The following is an 18482-nucleotide window of genomic DNA, read 5'->3' as shown; positions in this document are numbered from 1 at the left end:
TTCACTTGGCGATGGCCGGTGAAGCTATCGCCACGCGAGGGGTAAAAATTAGCGAGATAAATATAGGTTTACAGCGGCAAGAGCTGGTTGGCCGTCAATGGTGGTTACATTGTTGAGCCAGCGGCTTAGCGTTTCAGGATTCGCTTGTAGCCATTGCTGAGCCGCTTGTTCAGGGGATTGATTTTGGTTGAGGATAGCATCCATTAACTCATTCTCACTTTCTAAGCTAAAGACGAGGTTAGTTAAGAAATTACCAACGTTTTCACATTCATTAAGGTAGTTTTGACGCACGTTAGTGTGAACACTAGCGCCACCGTAATTAGGACCAAAGTAATCATCACCACCACTTAAATAAACCATATCAACCATAGTATTCATTGGATGTGGTTCCCAGCCAAGAAAAGCCACCCATTGTTGACGACGTACAGAGCGTTGAATTTGTGAGAGCATGCCCGCTTCGCTCGATTCAACAATCGAAAACTCACCGAGGCCATAGGCGTCATCTTCAATCATAGACAGCAAGGTGCGGTTGCCGTCATTGCCAGGCTCTAAGCCAAGGATTCGATTACGGAATTTATCACTGTGTTTGGCGAGATCGGCAAAAGAGGTAATACCTGCATCATAGACATACTGAGGGACGGCTAGGGTATACTTTGCGCCTTCTAGGTTAGCACGTACGGTTTCAACGGTCCCTGCTTCACGGTAACGGGCGATGTCGGCTTCCATGGTTGGCATCCAGTTGCCAAGGAATACGTCAATATCTCCATTAGCCATCGAAGAGTAGGTCACGGGTACGGAGAGTAATTGAGTGCGAGTCTGATAACCGAGTCCTTGCAGGATTTCACTTGCTACGGCGGTGGTGGCGGTAATATCTGTCCAGCCGACATCGGCGAAGCGAACCGTTTGACATTGGTTAGCATAAGCATTGAATGATAATGCAGCGACGGAGAGATAGGTGGTCATTTTAAGCATAATGTTTCCTTGTCATTGAACTATTTTCCTGAGAAGTTGAGCGTTCCATTGGTCGAATGGCTGCTCGGCTACGCTGTTTATTATGCCAACTGTCTGCAATCCACACAGGCGCGGATTCAGCAGGTAACAGCGATTTATTGAGGATCATATCAGCGGCACGTTCGGCAACCATGATTGTCGGAGCATTCAAATTACCGTTCGGTATGGTGGGGAAGATCGAGGAATCGACAACTCTTAGCCCTTGAATACCAAACACTCGGCACTGGTTATCCACTACAGCCATGGCATCGTCAGCTGAGCCCATTTTGCAGCTACAAGAGGGGTGATAGGCACTCTCAACATTTTGTTTAACCCAATTATCAATCGCTTCATCGCTGCTAATTGATAAACCGGGTTGAATCTCTTCACCACGATAGTCATCTAATGCGGGCTGCGCGAGTAACTCACGGGTTAAGCGAATGCAATCTCGCCAATCTTGAATATCTTGTTGGTGTGATAAATAACGGAACAGAATCGCTGGCTTTTGCTTTGGATCGCTGGAGCGAATCCAAACCCGGCCGCGACTGTGCGGTTTATTAGGACCAACATGCACTTGAAAACCATGACCATCAAACGCGGTTTGGCCATCATATCGCATGGCAGCTGGTAAAAAGTGGTATTGAATGTTTGGCCATTTTAGTCCGGCACGTGAGCGAATAAAGCCACAAGATTCAAAATGGTTGGTTGCTCCTAGGCCTTGTTTGGTTAAGATCCACTGGGTGCCGATCATCCCTTTACTGATTAAACCGAGCTTGCTGTTTAACGTGATTGGTTGTTGGCAGCGATATTGGAAGTAGACTTCGAGGTGATCTTGCAAGTTTTCACCCACGCCGGGTAGTTGGTGTTGCACCTCAATGCCAGCACTCTCTAATACATCACGAGGGCCAATCCCTGATAATTGCAGTAACTGTACGGAGCCAATCGAACCAGCGCTGGAAATGACCTCTTGATTAGCAAACACCACTTGGGTTTGGCCGCCTTTTTCAAATTCGACGCCAATCGCGCGTTTATCTTTGAGCAGCACTTTACGCGTCAGTACGCCTTTAAGCAGGGTTAAGTTAGGTCGAGCTAAAGCACGTTTTAAATAGGCATTGGAGGTTGAAGCGCGCACTCCGTTATTAACCGTCATGTGCATTGGCCCAAAGCCTTCTTGCTGATAGCCATTGTAGTCTTTAGTCTTCGGGTAGCCGGCTTGTTCGCCAGCATCGATGAAGGCTTGGTAAAGTGGGTTGAGCGTCATCTCATTACCGTTACAGGTTGCAACTGGACCGTCACCACCTCGATAGGTATCCGCTCCTTGACTCCATGATTCGGCACGTTTGAAGTAGGGTAAACATGAGGCGTAATCCCAGCCTTGTGCACCCTGCTGTTGCCATTCATCAAAGTCACAAGCATGACCTCTAACATAAACCATGCCGTTGATGGAAGAGCTGCCCCCTAAGACTTTGCCACGTGGACAATGTAATTGTCGGCCATCGAGTCCGGGTTCGGCGAGAGATTCAAATTGCCAAGCGTATTTGGCGCTGTTCATCGGGTAAGACAGGGCGGTAGGCATTTGGATAAAAATGCTTTTATCACTGCCACCGGCTTCAAGTAATAACACCGAGTTATCAGGATGTTCACTTAATCGATCCGCTAACACACAGCCGGCCGAGCCGGCACCGATAATAATATAGTCATAATGCTGTTTCATGATCACTCCTTAAGCATAAGGGCCGACGAAGTCATCGAGTTCGATTAACACACTTTTGGTTTGGGTATAGTGAGCTAAGGTTTCGATACCATTTTCTCTTCCCACTCCCGATAGTTTGTAACCACCGACAGGCATTTGCGCTGGAGAGTCACCCCATGTATTGATCCAGCAAATACCGGCTTGTAGCTGGTGGATAACACGATGAGCACGCGCTAGGTTTTGGGTAAACACCCCAGCGGCTAAGCCATAGTCTGTATTGTTGGCACGTTGAATGACTTCTTGTTCATCCGTAAAGCTCAGCACCGCCATTACTGGGCCAAAGATCTCTTGTTGGACAAAGGCCATTTCATCGTCACAATCGACAAACACTGTGGGAGCAACAAAGTAACCCTTAGCGCATGAACCTTCCGTGACCGCTTTTCCGCCGGTGAGCAGGGTAGCTCCACTTTGTTTGGCGCTATCTATCGCTGACAGCACTTTGTCAAAATGTTGTTGAGAGATCAGCGAACCTACTTGAGTATTTGGATCCATCGGATCGCCAACAACCAGAGCTTCCGTGCGCGCTTTGAGTTGTTCAATAAATGCTGGATAAATGGATTGATGAACAAATACCCGAGTACCGTGAGTACACACTTCGCCTTGGGTATAGAAATTAGCGGTCATCGCCGCAGATACGGCTTGGTCGAGCTTAGCATCATCAAAAATGATCAAGGGGGATTTACCGCCCAGCTCCATGGTCACTGATTTTAACGTTTTCGCGCTATCTGCCATCACCGCTTTACCGGTTCCACTTTCCCCAGTGAAAGACACTTTTGCTATCTCAGGGTGAGCGGTGAGCATTTGTCCTACTCGGGCATCTCCTTGCACTACGTTGAACACGCCATCCGGTAAACCGGCTTGTGTAAAAATTTCTGCCAGTTTGAGTACGCTGAGCGGCGTTTCTTCTGATGGTTTAAAAATCATGGCATTACCCGCTGCTAAAGCGGGGGCTGATTTCCACATCGCAATTTGGATAGGATAGTTCCAGGCGCCAATCCCAGCACAAATACCCAGTGGTTCTTTACGAGTATAAAAGAATTGGCTGTTTGAGAGTGGTTGCTGCTCACCTTGTAGGCTCGGAGCTAGTCCAGCAAAGTACTCGATCACATCGGCACCTGTGGTGATATCAACCGCGAGTGCTTCTTGAATCGGTTTGCCGGTGTCTTGGACTTCGAGTTTGGCTAACTCATCATTACGCTCACGAAGTATCGCGACCGCTTTTAACAAAATTCGACTACGTTCGGTCGCGGTCATGGCTGACCAAATCGCAAATCCTCGTTGAGCGGAGTCAATCGCCGCTTGCACATCGCTGGTGCTAGCCTGACCTAGAACGGCCAGCGGCTCTCCGTTTGCCGGGTTGTAGCTGGTAAAAGTTTCTCCAGATGACGCGAAGCGCTGTGCGCCATCGATATAAAGCGAAGCGATTTCCATATAAAGACCTATTCAGTAAGTACTGCTTGTTGAGCGAGTTGTTGTTGTAAGTAATCGTTAATTAAAATCAGGGCTTGGTCGACATTAATACCGTTGGGATTAAGCGCACCACGAAGCCAGAAACCATCGATTAGAGCGGCGATGCCCTGCGCAACTCGTTGGGCATGAGCTTTGGGGAGTAATGCTTTGAGTTCGATGTATAAATGAGAAATTAGCCGTTTTTCATTCACCCGTTGTAAACGGTTGAGTTGTGGGTCATGCATCGAATATGACCAGAAGGCTAACCAAGTTTTGACCACGTGACTTTGGGTTTGAAAGCCGGCGAAATTGGCTTGCACAATGGCATTAATCCGCGCTTGATGAGCGTCCTTTTCGAGTTTGCTTAACGCATTCATCACAGTGAGTGAGTGCTCACGAAGGATAACGCGCATGGTTTCTTCCAATAAACCGTGCTTGCCACCAAAATAATGATTAATGATGCCAGTTGATACCCCAGCTTGGCGGCTGATTAAGGCAATGCTAGCAGCGTGTAATCCAACCTGTTCAATCACCGTCATGGTGGCCCGTACGAGTTGTGGTTTTCGTATATCAGGCATCCCAACCTTAGGCATTAACACTCCTTGTTATTTTTAATTGAACGATTAGTTAACGATAACTTTACTCAACTAATCATTAGATCTCAAATGATTATTTTTGGTTATAGGCGATATTGTTGTTAGGTTTTTATATTTTATCTTTTAAATTCAACTATTTGTGTTTAGTTTAATTTTTATTAATTTTTATTAATGATTAGAGGTAATTTGAATGGGTTGGTGGGCTAGGTGGTTAAAGTTAGGGGTGGAAAAAATCCCTTAACCAAAATGTTAAGGGATTGAAATCAAAGTATAGGTAGGGAGTTAAACAGCAAACAAAGGGTTCAAATGATGCCTGTTTACTTAAAACAATAGCCTATTGTTAGAACAGCTTTTAATGAGGAGTTACCGTCTGAGTAGCTTTTTCTAACCAGAGTTTGACATCACCGTCGACCAATGGGCTAATGTCACGCCACACCTTCTGGTGGTAGTGATTAAGCCAAGCAATTTCATGCTCGGTTAACAAACTAAAATCAATCACCCGGGTATCGATTGGGCAACGAGTCAGCGCTTCAAAGCCCAGCATGTTTTTATCTCCTTGAGTTGAGACTTCAACCACTAACTCAAGGTTTTCAATTCGAATGCCAAACTCGTCAGCTCGGTAATAACCAGGTTCGTTAGACAACACCATGCCGGGACGTAAAGCGACGGGGTTATGGACTTTACTGATCCGTTGTGGCCCTTCATGAACATTAAGAAAATGCCCCACACCATGGCCTGTACCGTGATCGTAATCGTAGCCTTCGGCCCATAAATACTGGCGTGCAAGCGCATCTAGTTGATGACCGCAAGTCCCGGCTGGAAAACGAGCTTGAGCTAAGGCGATATGCCCTTTAAGCACGAGCGTAAATTGGTGTTTCATTTCCGCGCTTGGCTGACCGATCGCAACGGTACGGGTAATATCGGTAGTACCGTCGAGATATTGACCGCCTGAATCGACTAAGTACAAGCTATTTAAGCTAAGTTCACCTGGCTGCGGCTGATTGAGGTGGTTGTAGTGACACATTGCTGCGTTGCTGCCAGCGGCAGAAATCGTATCAAAACTAAGATCGGCCAGTGTTGGGTCTTGCACGCGGAAAGCGTAAAGTTGGTCGGCTAACTGGGCTTCATTATAAAGACGGCCAGCAGCAACCTCATTGTCTAGCCAAGCAAGAAATTTACTCATCGCCACCCCATCTCGGATATGACAGGCTTTCATTCCTGCCACTTCCGTTGGGTTTTTGGCTGCCTTAGGCAGTAAGCATGGATCGCTATCATTGATCAGCTTGGCGCCAGCATTTTGTAATACCAGCGTAAACCAAGCATTACTGGTATTCGGGTCGATCATCACTTGGCGATCAGTAAGCTGCTCTAATTGAGTTTGTAACTGTTCAGGATGATGGACACGTACGCCTGCACCGACGTGTTGATTAAAGCCGTTCACTAAACGTGCTGGGTCGAAGAAAAAATCAACGCTCGCATCAGCATGAATGATCGCGTGTGAGAGCAAAACCGGCAGGCGAGCCACATCGAGTCCACGAATATTTAATAGCCAGCAAATAGAGTCCAGCTCAGTGAGTATCGCGCAGTCGGCTTTTTTAGCCTGTAATAGATTAGCAATGGTTTCGCGCTTTGTCTGGCAATCTATCCCTACTTGGTCCACCGCCATTAAGCGCATGGCCGAGGTCACTGGTGCAGGGCGATCATGCCACAAGCAATCAATCGGGTTTTCGGTTATCGCCACCAGTGAGTATTCACCAGCTAACCGTTGTTGAGCGCTGGTTAACCAGCTTGCTCGATGCATTCTTGGGTCATAACCGATTTTACTGCCTTTTGGTAGCTGCTCGGTTATCCATTGCAAATAAGGCTCTTCAATTAAATGGCGATATTGAAAAATGTCGCCAGGTACTTGCTTAGGTACCTGCACTGTATAGCGGCCATCGGCGAAGATAGCGGCATTATCGTGTGTGATCACGGCGGCACCGGCCGAGCCAGTAAAGCCAGTAACCCACTCTAAGCGTTCGTTTTGAATCGGTACGTATTCACCGAGATACTCATCTTCGTGAGGGACAATCAGGGCATCTAAGCCTTGTTGAATCAGCCAATGGCGCAGTTCAGTAATACGTTGAGCAATGGGGTGTGACATGAGGGTAATCCTTGTTAACGGTCCTTGATAAAGGCTCATGGCGAGTGAAAGCCAGAGATAATATAAGCTACCTCTTTTGCTATAGGGGTGCAAATCTGTCTGATTTCGCTCATTAGGTAAGCCTTAATTGGTTCGCTTTCTGAACTTATCTCCGCTCGCTATTCAGCACCATAGCCGTGTTGGCGAAGATGGGTCGTTTTGCTGTCGATAATTTGTCGTAACCAACTGAGCGCAGGGTCGTCTTCTCGATCACGGTGCCAAAAGAGTGTGTAAGCCATCGGTGGAAATTCTAATGGGATGGGGAGGACCACCAGATTCATCTGCCGAGCAATCATGTAAGTAAAGTGTCGCGGGGCGGTAAACACAAAGTCAGTATAAGTGCATAAGCTAGCAGCACTATTAAAATCGGGTACTGTGATAGCAATGTCTCGTGCTAAGCCGACATCAGCGAGTCGATAGTCGAGTAACCAACGATCGTTGCCATCACAACGCACTTGAACGTGGCGTAAAGAGAGGTAACTATCCAAATTCCATGTACGTTGCAATACCGGATGATCTTGGCGAACGGCACACATCTGGGTATCGCGAAAAACTTCCTGCTCACAAATGTCTTTCGGAGGCAGCATGGTTAGACGTGCATCATTAATATCAATGTCTTTGCCTGTGATCCCTAAATCTAATTCGCCGAGTTGTAATTTTTTGAAGGTTTGATCGCTCCACGCATGAGTACTGATATTCAGTTTCGGTCCCTGACTAAAAATAGCCGGTAAGAAGTGGGGCAGAATTAGCGAGTACACACTTTCTACCGCCGCAATGTGAAAGCGATATTCACTCGATTGGGGATCAAACACTTCCGGCTGGTTAATTAACTCTAACTGATTGACCAAAATATCCAATTTAGGTTTAAGAAATAAGGCTTTAGGTGTGGGTTTTAATCCATATGAGTGACGAATAAACAGCGGATCATCAAATTGAATACGCAATTTGGCCAGTGATTTACTGACTGCCGATTGACTAAGACAGAGTCGACTTGCAGTACGGGTCACGCTGAGCTCTTCGATCAATACTTTTAAACAAACCAATAAATTGAGGTCGAGGCGCGCTAAGCTTTCAATCTTCATCTGTTTTTCCATTTTGGAATAATGGTGATGATTATACGCCATTTCTATTCATATCTGTTTGCCGTTATGATAAGTACCTCTTAATTTATACCCTTATTGATGTGGAATACTTCCGTGAACGTGACTGCTTTACCGACACCAAGTCGCTTGCAAATGGTGCTACTGACACTGTTAGTGCTGTTTAGCCCTTTGGCGATTGATATTTATTTACCTGCTTTACCGAAAATTGCCCAAACGTTTCACGTGGAACATGCATTAGCACAAGATACGATCACTTGGTTTTTATTTGCGATGGGCGTCGGACAACTGTTCGCTGGCCCCCTCGCAGATAAATATGGACGTCGAACTGTTGCATTAGTTGGAATCAGCATTTATACCTTGAGCGCTTTATTGGCGTGGAGTGCACAAAGTATTGAATGGATGCTGATTGCTCGGTTGTTACAAGGCTTAGGTGCGTGCGCGACATCGGTAGCAGCCTTTGCAACAGTTCGCGATCTTTTTGGCCCAGAACGCAGTGGAAAAATGATCAGCTACTTAAATGGTGCGATCTGTTTTATTCCGGCACTGGCGCCTATTTTGGGCAGTTGGTTAACCCAGCAATTCGGCTGGCGCGCTAATTTTAGTTTCATGGCGGGTTTTGCGATGACGATTGGGTTGCTGATCCTGTTTAGTATGAAAGAAACCAACCCCACGACTGAAAAGCAAGCTTACTTTGCTTGGTCTCGTTACTGGTCAGTATTAAAAACCCCTTCGTTTTTGTTTCATGCGTCGTTATGTATGTTAGCGATGGCTGTTATCCTTGCTTATGTCGTTTCTGCGCCTTTAATACTGATGGATCGTTTAGGCCTGAGTATGAACCAGTTTACTTTTTGGTTTGGAATTAACGCGTTAGTGAATATTATCGCTTGTTTGTCGGCTCCGAAAGTGATGGATCGGGTTGGTACGCATCGCACGTTGGTGTTGGGAATTATCGCCCTGCTGGTGGGTGGTAGCGTGATGGTGATGTTAGCTGAGGTTGCCACTGCATTAGCATTTATGTTGCCAATCTTTATTTCATCAATAGGCTTTGCATGGATTCTCGGTGCAGCAGCAGGAAAAGCGTTAGCTCCGTTTGGTGACCGAGCGGGTACCGCAGCCGCTTTATTAGGATTATTCCAAATGAGTGGTTCAGGTTTACTGGTTGGTACACTACAGCGTTTAAGTTTTGAACCACAAATCTTGATAGCTTTGCATATGTGGTTGGTGGCTCCGGCACTGATCATTTTGTTTTCAAAAGTTGGTCGTCGTTGGCATCAATGGGCGCTCAATTCTTAATAGTTATCGGGTACGCTAAAACATAGGCGCTCAGAACATGCCATGTTTGGCCTGAAAATAGACGGGTTAGCTATTTTCTAAAGGGTGGAAGATGTGTATATTGTTCACTCTTACTTTTGAACGATATTTTTGGAATACGATACGATGTCAATGACCACTTATGAAATGGCTCGCATTTGGGAACAGCTGGATGAATCACCGGAAAAAGTGATGTTTGGCAAGTTGCTCAATGAACTGGGTAACCAAAGTAGTGAACGTATTCGTAGTGCAGCTAAGCAAGTACCGGTTCCTGTATTGCGTGACTTGGTTTATCAATTTGAACAGGTCATTGAGGCTCGCAAGGGAGAGCAAGTGGAATTGCTGGCCAAGCAACTTTCTGAGCAAGGCATTTCTGCGCAAGATCTGTTGAACTACCTCAATAAATAAACATCAGCACCGTTTATCATCAATCACCCCAATCGTTCAGGTTGGGGTGATTGCGTTTTAAGGATTGACGTTGCGATTAATCGGGTTTTGCAACGAGATTAAGGTTTCGGTCGATTGCACTTCATCAATCGCTTGTAGCTTATCGATCAATACATACTGTAGCTCTTCAATCGATTTACACATTAATTTGACAAAAATATTGTAAGCGCCCGTCGTGTAGTAAGCTTCAACCACTTCTTCTAACGCATTCAACTTAGCCAGCGCAGAGTGATAATCACGAGCAGCGTTAAGATTAATGCCAATGAAACAACACACGTCGTAACCGAGTTTTTTGGTATTGACTACTACTTCAGTGCCTTGGATAACCTCGGCCGCTTTCATTTTCTCGATTCGCACATGAATCGTGGCGGGACTGACCGAAAATTGTTTGGCCATCTCAGCGTAAGGGGTGCGTGCGTCATCCATTAAAATTTTTAAAATGGCGCGATCTAAATCATCTAATTTTGTTGAAGCGGTTTGCATATCCATTCCTAAATTCAGCGTTAGGCGATGGGCCATCTGCCGTTGATAGACCCTTTGGGTTGAAGCGGTAGCGCTATGATTATCCGACTTATTGTATGAGCTAAATAGGTTGGCCTACAGCATCAGCTCTGTTGGATATAGCATTATTTACCGTTGCTGCCAACTGTGGTTTGATTCAACGCTTTAAGCGGAACGAGCGGACTTGTGAAAATATCGCGGTTCCGTTGAAAATTCGCTACACTGAGCGCTGTTTTTTCTCTCTGGAGTGACCCTTTGCAGCTACAACTGATATGTGAAGCCCCACAGCGCTCGTCAGAGCTTGAGCAACTGACGCAGCGCTGGCAACTGACCCATAGTAACGAAAGTGTCTTTGCCTTGGTGTTGACCGAGCAGCGTTTAGAGCTACGTAAAACGGATGAGCCAAAGTTGGGCGCGATCTACGTCGATTGGGTAACCGGTGCTGTCGCTCATCGACGCAAATTTGGTGGCGGTAAAGGGCAGTCGATAGCCAAAGCGGTTGGCTTAAATAAAGGTATGGTCCCGACGATATTAGATGCAACCGCTGGTTTAGGTCGAGATGCGTTCGTTCTCGCTTCATTAGGTTGTCGAGTACAAATGGTCGAGCGTCATCCTGTGGTGGCGGCTTTGCTTGACGATGGGTTAGCCCGCGCCAAACAAGACCATGAAATTGGTCCGTGGGTCAGTCAGCGGGTAACGCTGCTCCATGCATCGAGTCATGCGGCTTTGCAGCATTTAGCTCTCGACAGTCAGTTTGAGCAACCGGATGTGGTGTATCTCGATCCTATGTATCCACATCCAGAACATAAGAAAAAAACCGCACTCGTTAAAAAAGAGATGCGAGTTTTTCAATCTCTGGTTGGCGCGGATCATGATGCTGATGGGCTACTGGCTCCCGCATTGCAATTAGCCAGTCAGCGGGTAGTGGTCAAACGGCCGGATTACGCTCCTTGGTTAGCGGAACAAAAACCGAGTATGGCGATTGAAACCAAAAAAAATCGCTTTGATGTTTATGTACTTGCCGCCATGCAAGCAAATAATCGGTAGATTGGAGAAAAAATCGCCTTGCCTTCGTCAATGGTTCGCGGTATATCTAACTGCGAATTATTAGCATTATTAGTCGGAGTTGTGTTTCTTATGGTAAAGCGCTTATGTAAATTAAATCGTCATGATATTCGTGCTTCACTAGGAGACATTCATCGTTTAGTGGCGCAAACCAATTACGTTTGTGGTTCGTGCGCTCGTAGCTCTGCTGAAAAAGGGGCTTTGTGCAAGCCACAGCCATTACTAAAAACGGTTAAGCAGAGTCAAACCGTAGCGGCGTCGGTATCCGGTCAGGTTGAAAATACGGTTTTAACACCGAATAAAAAAACGCTGAAAAAGCAGAAGAAGTATCAGAAAAAATTAGCCAAAGTATTAAAAAAGCAGCGTAAATTACTCAAAAAACAACATGCCATAAACGCAAAATTTGCTCAGTTGCCGGTTCATCCTGCTAATCCGGTACTTCAGTTGGCTCAAGTTCATTAAATCTTCTATCGGGCAGGTTTTCCGCCGTATTGATTAGCGCAGACTGACTGGTTCGTTCTGCGCTTTTTGCGGTTTATTTGCTGAGAGTGGTCGCATATTGTGTCGCGACTCGACGTTTCACCCAAGTTTCGTTCACCCACAATGACAACAAAATAATCGCGCCGCCCACCGATAAGCGCAACAGATCCGCCTCTCGGTTCCAAATCACGATATTCACCACTAATCCTGCTGGTACTAACGCGTTATTCATGATCGCTAATGCCCCCGCATTCACCAGACAAGCGCCCTTGTTCCAAGCAAAATAGCCAAGCCCTGAAGCGATAAGACCAAGATAAATTAGGATACTCCATTGCAATGTGTTGGTGGGGAGTTTCTCCGTATTTCCTAAGAGTAAGAAAGCCACGCTCGCTACCACTAACGCGCCGAGATAAAAATAACCAAATACGGTATGTTGTGATAACTGAACGGGCTCTTTTTCCATGACATATTTATAGCCAACTTGGCCCAGTGCAAAACAGAGGTTGGCCCCTTGCACGACTAAAAAGCCACTTAAAAAATGTTCATTGATCCCTGAGAATTGAATAAATGCTGTACCGAGCACGGCAATCGCGGCGGTTAATAAATACCAAGGAGAGAAGCGTCCTTTCAACCCGTCATAAATGAGCGTGACATAAATCGGCGTAAAGATGGTAAACAGCAGTACTTCAGGGACAGAAAGTAACAAAAAGGACTGGTAATAAAAGCAGTACATTAAACCTAACTGAATGCCACCAATCGCCATTAACTTAGCGATCAGAGGCCATGGTACCTGTTTGATTTTTAAGAAAGGTAAAAAAACAAGACTAGCAAGGGCCACTCGCATCCAAACGGAAAACCAAGCATCAACTTGACCGGCAAGATAAACGCCAATCAAGCTGAATGAGAAGGCCCAAAGTAGGGTCACCGCAGATAAGTAAAGCATAAGATGTAATCATGGATAAAACGTGTCTGCAGTGTAGCTGAGTTTTTAAGGCTCGTCAGTCGTTGAGTGGTACTACCAACATGTCCACAGGTGAGCAGTTGATCAGCTGACGAGTGGAGGAAAGGATCTTACTCCAGAAGTCTTGATGATGGCCACACACCACGAGATCAATATTGAACTCGCCAATGGTATCACACAGCTCATTACTCAAATCGCCACTGCCGACTAAGGTGTGCTTAATCGGGTAATTGGCGTAAGTGGCCAATTCTTGTAACTGTTTTTGTGCTGTTTCCATCGAGTGGTGCTGGGTTTCCGCTAAGTTAATATCAATCAATCCCGTATACAGTTCAGCATAATTGACATCGATATGAATAAAAGAGATCTCCGCATTCAGCGGCTTGGCCAGTGCGACGGCTTTATCGATCAAGAGTTTGCTGTCTTCCGACAGATCGACCGCAACCAAAATATGTTGATAACTCATTATGCTCTCTCCTTGCTGATGACATGATTAGGTTAGCACTTTGAGCAAGACATTTTTGCTAAAGTGATCTCATATCTATCGTCACTCGTAATGGTAAAAGCGCAATAAAGCGGGATCATGGTATAGTGTTCAGAGTCATAGACCAAACCATTAGGAGTCATCGATGCTTTCACCTGCCATGATTGATCATTTGAATGAGCAAATTAATCTCGAATTTTTTTCATCCAATCTATACTTACAAATGAGTGCTTGGTGTGAAGACAAAGGATTTGAAGGTGCTGCTGAATTTTTACGGGTTCATGCCGTAGAAGAAATGCAGCACATGCAGCGTCTGTTCACTTACGTGAGTGAAACTGGCGCAATGCCAATCCTTGGTGCGATTGCTGCACCGAAACATGATTTTGCCAGCTTAGGGGAAGTGTTTCGTGAAACTTATGAACACGAACAGATGATTACCCAAAAGATCAACAAACTGGCTCATGTTGCGTTTACCGCACAAGATTACTCAACGTTTAACTTCCTTCAGTGGTATGTGGCGGAGCAACATGAAGAAGAGAAGTTGTTTAAAGGGATTTTAGACAAGCTAGAACTGGTCGGCGAAGATGGAAAAGCGTTGTTCTTTATCGATAAAGATCTAGCAGCATTAGCCAAAGCAAGCTCATCGTCGGTAATGGGTGCCCCTGCTGAGTAACCTCAGCAAAAAGAAAAACTGAAGCGCAAGTGGTCGTCTTTTTTTCTGGGCATGCTTACATGAGATGTAGGGAGGAAAGATGATCAGTGGAGATACTATTTTACTTGGGCTCATGATAGTGACGGGCATTAATATCGCTAGATACTTAACCGCGTTACGTTCGCTCATTTATATCATGCGTGAAGCTCATCCATTGTTGTACCAACAAGTGGATGGACGAGGATTCTTTAGCACTCAAGGTAACGTGACCAAGCAAGTACGTTTGTATCATTACCTGAAGAGCAAAGAGTATCACCACCATCATGATCCCGTCTTTACCGGAAAATGTTCCCGAGTAAGAGAGCTCTTTGTATTGTGCTGCGCTTTAGTTATGGTGACCTCATTGGCGGCTTTTGTTCTCTAAGGGGATGGATTGGCAAGCCAGACGTTTATCGTTAGAATAGTCACCCTAGTAAGGATGTGCTGGTCGCACATCCTTTTTTTATTCCCGTGAGAGTAGTGGATGAGTGAACAAGTAGACGTGATTGTCATTGGTGCTGGTGCCGCAGGGTTAATGTGTGCGGCGCAAGCGGCGCAGCGTGGTCGTCAAGTATTAGTGATGGATCACGCCAAAAAACCGGGCCGGAAAATTTTAATTTCCGGTGGCGGGCGATGTAATTTTACCAATTACGATGTCTCGGCAGCGAACTACTTGTGCCGTAATCCACATTTCGTAAAATCAGCGTTATCCCAGTACAGCAACTGGGATTTTATCTCACTGGTCAGTAAACACGGTATTGCGTTTGAAGAGCGTGAACATGGCCAGCTGTTTTGTGTCGATTCAGCGAAAGAGATTGTTAACCTATTACTGACCGAGTGCGATCAGCCAACGCTGAAGCAGCGCTATCAAGTTGATATCCAAACCATTAGTCAAACCGCGGACGGCTTTGTACTGCAAACCTCACAAGGCACTTGGCAGTGTCAATCGCTGGTGATTGCCACTGGAGGATTGTCAATGCCTAAATTAGGGGCAACGCCGTTTGGCTATAAAGTGGCGGAGCAATTTGCGATTCCTGTATTGCCAACCTGTGCGGGTTTGGTGCCATTTACTCTGCATGTTGCCGATAAAGAGGCCTTGGCTGAGCTGTCAGGAATTGCGCTGCCGGTTGAGATCCTCGCCCGCTGTGGCACCAGTTTTAAAGAAGCATTATTATTTACTCATCGCGGCCTATCAGGGCCTGCGGTGCTGCAAATTTCATCTTATTGGCAGCCAGGCCAAGCCCTGAGCATTAACTTATTGCCCAATGTGGATGTGGATCATGCCTTAGCCGAGGCTCGTGAACAGCACCCTAATCAAACGTTAAAAACGACCTTGTCGCGCTTATTGCCTAAGCGTTTGGTTGAAGTACTTATTGAGCGTGGTTTATTGGTCGATAAACCGATGAAACAGCTAACCCCTACTGTGCTGAAACAAACGGCGCAAGCCTTGCAAGAGTGGCAAATTATCCCTAACGGAACGGAAGGTTATCGCACCGCGGAAGTGACCTTAGGTGGCGTGGATACCGACTGGCTGTCTTCTAAAACCATGGAATGCAAAACCGTACCCGGTTTATTTTTTGTCGGTGAAGTGATGGACGTGACGGGCTGGCTCGGTGGGTATAATTTCCAATGGGCTTGGTCAAGCGGCTATGTTGCGGGTCAATGGGTGTAGTACTGTGAAGAGACAATAAAGTTTGCCCGTAGTGGCTCTGCTTACTATGATTAGCTTAAGTGAGCTTTATTGGATTTAACATGGGACATGGTCGAAAAATTGAATCGTTGGATGATTATCAACGGCACTTAAAGAACAAATACGGTATAGGCCAAGATGCTAACTATAAACCTTGGCTTAGGATTCAGGATGTAAAATCTAAGGGTTGTAGTGGTATGGTGAATTTGGTCACTTAGTTAGAGGTGATATCATCATCTCATAAGTTAATAGGTGACATTATGACAAAACGTACAAGACGGCTATTTAGTGCCGAATTCAAACTGGAAGCGGCACAGTTAGTGCTCGATCAAAACTACTCGGTGACTGAAGCGGCTCAAGCCATGAATGTAGGTAAATCTACGATGGATAAGTGGGTTCGCCAATTAAAACAAGAGCGCCAAGGGAAAGCACCTAAAGCGTCACCAATCACACCTGAGCAAATTGAAATTCGTGAATTAAAAAAGAAGCTAGCTCGTCTTGAAGAGCATAATGAAATATTAAAAAAAGCCACGGCTCTCTTGATGTCGGACTCACTGAACAATTCTTGATGATCAAGAAACTCAAGCAGAGCCACAGCATAAAAACATTATGCGAAGTCTTCAATGTTCATCGAAGCAGTTATAACTATTGGCTGAAACGGCCAACAGAAATAAAGGCGGAAACCGTAAAACTTCGCAGTTTGATTAGCGAAGCTTATGCGGCAAGCAATGGTTCTGCGGGAGCAAGAACCATTGCCGATATTGTAACAAACCAAGGCGTGAGTCTGAGTCGTTACCGAGCAACAAAGCTAATGAAAATGCTGGGATTAGTGAGTTGCCAAGTACCAAAACATCGTTACCGTAAAGCCTCACAAGAGCATATTGAAATCCCGAATCACTTAGATCGTCAGTTTGCTGTCACGGCACCAAATGAAGTCTGGGTGGGTGACGTGACCTATATTTGGACGGGAAATCGTTGGATGTATTTAGCGGTAGTCATCGACCTTTTTGCTCGAAAAGTGATTGGTTGGGCAATGTCAGTATCACCTGATACACGATTAACAGGCAAAGCGCTTTCGATGGCTTATGAGTCTCGTGGAAAGCCTAAAGGCGTCATGTTCCACAGTGATCAAGGCAGTCACTATACGAGTCGTCAATATCGTCAGTTACTGTGGCGTTTTCAAATAAAACAAAGTTTATCTCGCCGAGGAAATTGCTGGGATAATGCGCCGCTGGAGCGCTTCTTTAGAAGCTTGAAAACGGAATGGGTACCAACAGTAGGTTATCGTAGCTTTGCAGAGGCTCAACAAGAGATCATCCGCTACATTATTGGATATTACAGCCAGCTCAGGCCCCATCAGTATAACGGTGGCTTGACACCCAATGAGTCAGAACGATTGTATTGGGAAAACTCTAAAACCGTGGCCAATTTTAGTTGACCACTACATTTATTAGTTAGTATGTTTGAGCTTAGATATGTTGAGGATGAGTCTGTCCAAAGCTGGATTTTCCGTAACTTAGTTGTCGATGGTGAAATCGACTTCTCTAGTATTCTTAGCTCTGAGGGGGATTGGTATAATAACGTTAGTTTTAGGAAAAATTGTCCTGAAAGAATGACAAGAACTCGTGATGTTGAGTTGCTGCGTTTTCTTAGGAACTCTGGGCTAGCATTAAAATATGCAGGAAAATATGATAACCCTGTTGATTACCTAGATAGAATCTACAGTATTTTCCAACCTCTTGACTGTAACATACCTAAAATCAGCGCTGATGGCTCGATAGCGATTCGCTTTTGTCCAGAATGCATATTACAGGCAATCCAGGAGTATGGATTTGGGTATTTTAAATGGGAATGGTTACAAGGGTTGCAATGCCTGAAACATGGTCGACTCCTTTGCCAACTAAAAAAGTCGAAGAGAGAAACTATGGTTTTGACCTTACTTAAGGTTTTGTCTGGTTGCCCATTAGATGTAAGAGAGCTTACTAACTTAAGTGTAAAACATACTCAAAGGTTAAATCGTGTCAGTGTTGATTGCCACATAATGCCCTGTTTTATGGTTGATTTTCACCTTTGGGCGACCATGCGAAGAAATGACCATAGTCTTGGGGATGGATTTCATAATTGGTACTATCAAGATGGAAGAAGGAAGCCAGTATCTCGTGAATGTTTAATCCAAAGCTATGAGTACTACACTAAATTCTTTCCAGAACAAAGCCACCGGTTTATTAAAGAGAGAGGCGACATTAAATTTGTCAGGTTTGGTATAAATCAGCCAGGCTCTCTTTCTGAAAAGCTCCTAAAAAGTAGTAAGTACAACTGCTCGTACTGTACTAAATGGGAGGCATTTGGAAAGTGTCCAGCAAAGCCTATCAAGCTATTTGTTATAGAGCCTCAATATACTTACACAGGCTTAAATCCATGCGACTTCTTCTTAAAGTTCGGAACACCATATTTTCCACGTAGGCCAGTTGATCGGCGTATCCAAGAAATAGATTTTGACCTTTTATTGCCAGCTTAATGTTCCTCCCTCCTGAGTAAGACTTTAGATGCTTTTTATTTCGAATACAAACGTATAATGAAGAGGAAAAGAGTTTGCCTTAGCAGTCAATCATGAGTTAAGCCCCACGTCCTCTATTTCTAGCGCATTCAGTGTGATTATCGGTAGTCGTTGTGAACTTGCTTCAAGCGTCTGATCTAAAGCTACAATAAGCTATCGAACGGAAGTGTTATGGCTTTCATCTATCCATCGATATAAGGTTCGTCGGGTTATTCCTAATATATC

Annotated in this window: 18 protein-coding genes; 9 read left to right on the top strand and 9 right to left on the bottom strand. The window is 45.3% G+C overall.

The genetic code is table 11. The annotated features are described in order from the left end of the window. Positions 1-48: 48 nt before the first annotated feature. From CAG60_RS14780 to CAG60_RS14755, 6 genes are all read right to left on the bottom strand, one after another. Complete coding sequence (locus tag CAG60_RS14780; protein WP_158144544.1) at positions 49-972, bottom strand: choline ABC transporter substrate-binding protein; 924 nt, start codon at positions 970-972, stop codon at positions 49-51. Further along, positions 965-2704: a choline dehydrogenase gene (betA, locus tag CAG60_RS14775; RefSeq protein ID WP_161439276.1), complete on the bottom strand. Its 1740-nt coding sequence runs from the start codon at positions 2702-2704 to the stop codon at positions 965-967. Before betA ends, CAG60_RS14780 begins: the two co-directional genes overlap by 8 nt. Before the next feature lie 9 nt (positions 2705-2713). Continuing rightward, positions 2714-4174 carry a betaine-aldehyde dehydrogenase gene (gene betB / locus CAG60_RS14770; protein ID WP_161439275.1) on the bottom strand — a complete coding sequence of 487 codons (1461 nt, stop codon included), beginning with the start codon at positions 4172-4174 and terminating at the stop codon, positions 2714-2716. A gap of 8 nt (positions 4175-4182) precedes the next feature. Further along, complete coding sequence (gene betI / locus CAG60_RS14765) at positions 4183-4785, bottom strand: transcriptional regulator BetI (protein ID WP_161439274.1); 603 nt, start codon at positions 4783-4785, stop codon at positions 4183-4185. Between the two features lie 355 nt (positions 4786-5140). Next, positions 5141-6931 carry an aminopeptidase P family protein gene (locus CAG60_RS14760; RefSeq protein WP_161439273.1) on the bottom strand — a complete coding sequence of 597 codons (1791 nt, stop codon included), beginning with the start codon at positions 6929-6931 and terminating at the stop codon, positions 5141-5143. Positions 6932-7089: 158 nt separating this feature from the next. Then, positions 7090-8052, bottom strand: coding sequence for a LysR substrate-binding domain-containing protein (locus tag CAG60_RS14755; protein WP_161439272.1), 963 nt, complete (start codon positions 8050-8052; stop codon positions 7090-7092). A gap of 153 nt (positions 8053-8205) precedes the next feature. Between CAG60_RS14755 and CAG60_RS14750 the strand changes: the two genes are divergently transcribed. Together CAG60_RS14750 and tsrA are read left to right on the top strand one after the other, a co-directional pair. Next, positions 8206-9366, top strand: a complete 1161-nt coding sequence (locus CAG60_RS14750; RefSeq protein WP_170906627.1) for a multidrug effflux MFS transporter — start codon at positions 8206-8208, stop codon at positions 9364-9366. Positions 9367-9510: 144 nt separating this feature from the next. Beyond that, positions 9511-9792 carry an H-NS-like global regulator TsrA gene (tsrA, locus tag CAG60_RS14745; protein ID WP_004393857.1) on the top strand — a complete coding sequence of 94 codons (282 nt, stop codon included), beginning with the start codon at positions 9511-9513 and terminating at the stop codon, positions 9790-9792. Between the two features lie 57 nt (positions 9793-9849). On the opposite strand, the gene asnC is transcribed toward tsrA, so the two are convergent. Continuing rightward, positions 9850-10314 carry a transcriptional regulator AsnC gene (asnC, locus tag CAG60_RS14740; RefSeq protein ID WP_004393858.1) on the bottom strand — a complete coding sequence of 155 codons (465 nt, stop codon included), beginning with the start codon at positions 10312-10314 and terminating at the stop codon, positions 9850-9852. A gap of 273 nt (positions 10315-10587) precedes the next feature. On the opposite strand from asnC, the gene CAG60_RS14735 reads away from it, so the two are divergent. Further along, positions 10588-11379, top strand: a complete 792-nt coding sequence (locus tag CAG60_RS14735; RefSeq protein WP_161439271.1) for a class I SAM-dependent methyltransferase — start codon at positions 10588-10590, stop codon at positions 11377-11379. A gap of 90 nt (positions 11380-11469) precedes the next feature. Continuing rightward, complete coding sequence (locus tag CAG60_RS14730) at positions 11470-11859, top strand: hypothetical protein (RefSeq protein WP_154169755.1); 390 nt, start codon at positions 11470-11472, stop codon at positions 11857-11859. Positions 11860-11932: 73 nt separating this feature from the next. Here the strand turns inward: CAG60_RS14730 and CAG60_RS14725 are convergent, their stop codons facing one another. After that, entirely contained in the window at positions 11933-12820 is an 888-nt protein-coding gene (locus CAG60_RS14725; RefSeq protein ID WP_161439270.1) for a carboxylate/amino acid/amine transporter, read from the bottom strand. 55 nt (positions 12821-12875) lie between these two features. Continuing rightward, the gene (gene uspA, locus CAG60_RS14720) at positions 12876-13301 is read right to left on the bottom strand and encodes a universal stress protein UspA (RefSeq protein ID WP_004393869.1); all 426 of its coding nucleotides are present in this window, start codon (positions 13299-13301) and stop codon (positions 12876-12878) included. 163 nt (positions 13302-13464) lie between these two features. On the opposite strand from uspA, the gene ftnA reads away from it, so the two are divergent. From ftnA to CAG60_RS14695, 5 genes are all read left to right on the top strand, one after another. Continuing rightward, positions 13465-13992, top strand: coding sequence for a non-heme ferritin (gene ftnA / locus CAG60_RS14715; RefSeq protein ID WP_040903570.1), 528 nt, complete (start codon positions 13465-13467; stop codon positions 13990-13992). A gap of 79 nt (positions 13993-14071) precedes the next feature. Then, positions 14072-14395, top strand: coding sequence for a universal stress protein UspB (gene uspB / locus CAG60_RS14710; RefSeq protein ID WP_040903572.1), 324 nt, complete (start codon positions 14072-14074; stop codon positions 14393-14395). 99 nt (positions 14396-14494) lie between these two features. Beyond that, on the top strand, positions 14495-15682 hold the full coding sequence (locus tag CAG60_RS14705) for an NAD(P)/FAD-dependent oxidoreductase (protein ID WP_161439269.1): 1188 nt from the start codon (positions 14495-14497) through the stop codon (positions 15680-15682). Positions 15683-15960: 278 nt separating this feature from the next. Further along, positions 15961-17138, top strand: a protein-coding gene (locus tag CAG60_RS14700) for an IS3 family transposase (RefSeq protein ID WP_161439268.1) whose coding sequence is annotated in 2 segments (ribosomal slippage) — positions 15961-16219 and positions 16219-17138 — 1179 coding nt in all. Because the reading frame shifts where the segments join, the coding sequence is not laid out codon by codon here. A 21-nt stretch (positions 17139-17159) separates the two neighbouring features. Beyond that, positions 17160-18218 (top strand): hypothetical protein, encoded by a 1059-nt coding sequence (locus CAG60_RS14695; protein ID WP_161425349.1) that lies wholly within the window; start codon positions 17160-17162, stop codon positions 18216-18218. Positions 18219-18482 lie beyond the last annotated feature (264 nt).

The sequence above is a fragment of the Vibrio sp. V33_P6A3T137 genome, assembly GCF_009904835.1.
Classification (GTDB): Bacteria; Pseudomonadota; Gammaproteobacteria; order Enterobacterales; family Vibrionaceae; genus Vibrio; species Vibrio metschnikovii.
The sequence above is the reverse complement of the archived record's forward strand: the minus strand, read 5'-3'. Positions and strand labels throughout refer to the sequence as shown.

Excerpts from the sequence above, each read along its gene's own strand:
- CAG60_RS14705 (WP_161439269.1), top strand. The coding sequence starts at position 14,495 with ATGAGTGAACAAGTAGACGTGATTGTCATTGGTGCTGGTGCCGCAGGG.
- betI (WP_161439274.1), bottom strand. The coding sequence starts at position 4,785 with ATGCCTAAGGTTGGGATGCCTGATATACGAAAACCACAACTCGTACGG.
- CAG60_RS14725 (WP_161439270.1), bottom strand. The coding sequence starts at position 12,820 with ATGCTTTACTTATCTGCGGTGACCCTACTTTGGGCCTTCTCATTCAGC.
- CAG60_RS14780 (WP_158144544.1), bottom strand. The coding sequence starts at position 972 with ATGCTTAAAATGACCACCTATCTCTCCGTCGCTGCATTATCATTCAAT.
- CAG60_RS14750 (WP_170906627.1), top strand. The coding sequence starts at position 8,206 with ATGGTGCTACTGACACTGTTAGTGCTGTTTAGCCCTTTGGCGATTGAT.
- uspA (WP_004393869.1), bottom strand. The coding sequence starts at position 13,301 with ATGAGTTATCAACATATTTTGGTTGCGGTCGATCTGTCGGAAGACAGC.
- betB (WP_161439275.1), bottom strand. The coding sequence starts at position 4,174 with ATGGAAATCGCTTCGCTTTATATCGATGGCGCACAGCGCTTCGCGTCA.
- CAG60_RS14695 (WP_161425349.1), top strand. The coding sequence starts at position 17,160 with ATGTTTGAGCTTAGATATGTTGAGGATGAGTCTGTCCAAAGCTGGATT.
- CAG60_RS14760 (WP_161439273.1), bottom strand. The coding sequence starts at position 6,931 with ATGTCACACCCCATTGCTCAACGTATTACTGAACTGCGCCATTGGCTG.
- CAG60_RS14755 (WP_161439272.1), bottom strand. The coding sequence starts at position 8,052 with ATGAAGATTGAAAGCTTAGCGCGCCTCGACCTCAATTTATTGGTTTGT.
- betA (WP_161439276.1), bottom strand. The coding sequence starts at position 2,704 with ATGAAACAGCATTATGACTATATTATTATCGGTGCCGGCTCGGCCGGC.
- tsrA (WP_004393857.1), top strand. The coding sequence starts at position 9,511 with ATGTCAATGACCACTTATGAAATGGCTCGCATTTGGGAACAGCTGGAT.
- ftnA (WP_040903570.1), top strand. The coding sequence starts at position 13,465 with ATGCTTTCACCTGCCATGATTGATCATTTGAATGAGCAAATTAATCTC.
- asnC (WP_004393858.1), bottom strand. The coding sequence starts at position 10,314 with ATGCAAACCGCTTCAACAAAATTAGATGATTTAGATCGCGCCATTTTA.
- CAG60_RS14730 (WP_154169755.1), top strand. The coding sequence starts at position 11,470 with ATGGTAAAGCGCTTATGTAAATTAAATCGTCATGATATTCGTGCTTCA.
- uspB (WP_040903572.1), top strand. The coding sequence starts at position 14,072 with ATGATCAGTGGAGATACTATTTTACTTGGGCTCATGATAGTGACGGGC.